Source organism: Pseudoalteromonas sp. APC 3691, assembly GCF_030408135.1.
Lineage (GTDB): Bacteria > Pseudomonadota > Gammaproteobacteria > Enterobacterales > Alteromonadaceae > Pseudoalteromonas.
Window position 1 is genome coordinate 1 of the sequence record NZ_JASDCB010000132.1, and the last position, 2,329, is coordinate 2,329.

The 2,329-nt window shown below is 38.9% G+C and carries 1 protein-coding gene and 1 pseudogene; one reads left to right on the forward strand and one right to left on the reverse strand.

Going from position 1 to position 2,329, the window contains the following annotated elements:
- Nucleotides 1-127: pseudogene (locus tag QL998_RS20520) on the reverse strand (IS5/IS1182 family transposase); the annotation flags it as partial.
- A gap of 221 nt (nucleotides 128-348) precedes the next feature.
- Between QL998_RS20520 and QL998_RS20525 the strand changes: the two are divergent.
- The gene (locus QL998_RS20525) at nucleotides 349-2,136 is read left to right on the forward strand and encodes a PDZ domain-containing protein (protein ID WP_290193384.1); all 1,788 of its coding nucleotides are present in this window, start codon (nucleotides 349-351) and stop codon (nucleotides 2,134-2,136) included.
- Nucleotides 2,137-2,329: the final 193 nt, after the last annotated feature.

Below are 2,329 nucleotides of genomic sequence, written 5' to 3' on the forward strand. Positions count from 1 at the left end.
TGCGCATCTTATACAGTATGCCTTCGAGCGTTTTTCTATGGTCGGGCTTATTATAAATTCGACCACTTAAGTACATTACTTTTGATAAGACATTCCATGTCCCGTCTGTTAACATTAATCTTGGCATGTAGGTTCGGTGTAAAGTTTTCTGGCGAATTCAATTATACCTTATCTTCATGCTGTTTGTTTTTCATACCACAAAGATCAACACGCCCTAGTAAAAAACTTAGAAATTTTAATAAGCTACTACTTATAAACTCGTATATAGGGTCATTTATCGTATTTAATTCACTTTTAAATAGGGGCTTGTTAGTCTTGTAAGCAATTAAGTTTCCACTAAGAGTCTCTATGAAAAAGTTATTAGCCCTTTCAATTTTAGCTGCATGTTCAGCGCCTGTATTTGCCGATGTAAATTATTCTTTAGAAATTTCGCAACCACAGCATCATTTAGGTGATGTAAGCGTTGAGTTTCCAAAAACAGCGCAATCACACCTTGATATAAAACTTCCTGCGTGGCGCACGGGTCGCTACGAAATGTTAAACCTTGCAAATGGCATTCGCTACTTCAAAGCCAAAGACGAAGATGGCAAAGAACTAAAATGGGAAAAAATAGATCACAGTACATGGCGTGTACATCTTAATGAGCCTACAGAAGTAAATGTTGACTACCAAGTGTACGCAAATGAACTTGGTAAACGTGCTCGCCACATTGACGACAGCCATGCATTTATAGATGCATCAGGCTTTTTTATGTTTAGTGACTCGTTTCGCCAAGAGCCTGTAACCGTTAATTTAGACGTACCTAAAAAGTGGCGTTCTGTATCGGGTATGGACAATTTTAAAGGCAAAAACTCATTTAAAGCAGCCGATTACGACGTACTTGTTGATTCACCAATCGAAACGGGTATTAATCAACTGCACACATTTGAAGTAGAAGGGCGTGAATACGACTTAGTTGTTTGGGGCGATGGTAACTACGATGTAGAGCTAATGCTTACCGATCTTAAAAAATTAGTTGCCACGGGTAATGTAATTTGGGATGGCTATCCTTATGAGCGTTATGTATTTATGGTGCATGCAACATCAGGTGCTGGTGGTGCAACAGAGCATTTAAACTCAACAATTATTCAACGACCACGTGACCGATTTGGTAGCCGCGAAGATTACTTAGGTTTTATTAGCACCGCTGCGCATGAGTTTGTTCATACATGGAATGTTAAAGCATATCGCCCTCAAGGTTTAGTGCCATACGATTACACTAATATGAACTATTCAAAACTGCTGTGGATTGCAGAAGGTTCAACAAGTTACTTTGAAGATCATTTATTAGTGCGCTCAGGCATTCAAACAACAGATGAATTTTTTAAAGTAATGAGTAAAACCATTAACCGTCATTTGCAAACACCGGGCCGTGAAGTGCAAAGCGCAAGCGAAACAAGCTTTGATAAATGGATTAATCAAGGTGGCGATCACGCACGTAACTACAGCACCAATATTTATTCAGAAGGTTTGTTACTTTCACTTGCTTTAGATATTGACTTACTAGAAAAAAGCCAAGGTAAAATAAGCTATCGCGACGTGCACAAAGCACTTTATAACAATCATAAAATGCCCGCTGGATTTACAGATACAGATGTACTTAATATCTTAAAAGATTTAACAGGACGTGATTATTCAAGCTGGTGGCAAGAAAATGTAGAGTCGCCTGCAAGTATTAACTTTGACGATTTACTTACTAAAGTAGGTTTAAAGTTTGAGCGTCCTGAAAAAGCAAAAGCACTTGCAAGTATTGATGCTACCGCCAAAAATACGGGTGAATTACTGACGTTAAGTTATGTACGCCGTGGTGGCAGTGCGTGGAAAGCGGGTTTAACTACCGATGATAAAATTGTCGCTATAAACAAACATCACGTAGGTAAAGATTTAAAAACTAGCCTAGAAACGTTTAAGGCAGGCGACAAAGTAACCGTTGACTATCTTCGTCGCGATGCACTTGAAAGCTTAACATTAGTATTATCAGAAGATTTCGATAAGCCTAAAAAAGTAGTTGCTGATAAAGAGGCAACGCCACAGCAAAAAGCACTATTCAAAGCATGGATTGGCGTGGAACATCCAAATGATGTGACAAAAAAATAAATTCAGTTTTTATAGCGTTTAAATACAGTTAACAATTATTAAAAAAGAGCTTCGGCTCTTTTTTTGTTTTGTTTGCCCAGCGAAGCTGGCAAACCCGATAGGCTGAAAGATGCCTTATCACCCTGACTAAGGGGAAGATAATCTGAATGGCAAGGGCGTCACTGGCCAACGGTGGGGTCTGAAGGAAGCCATA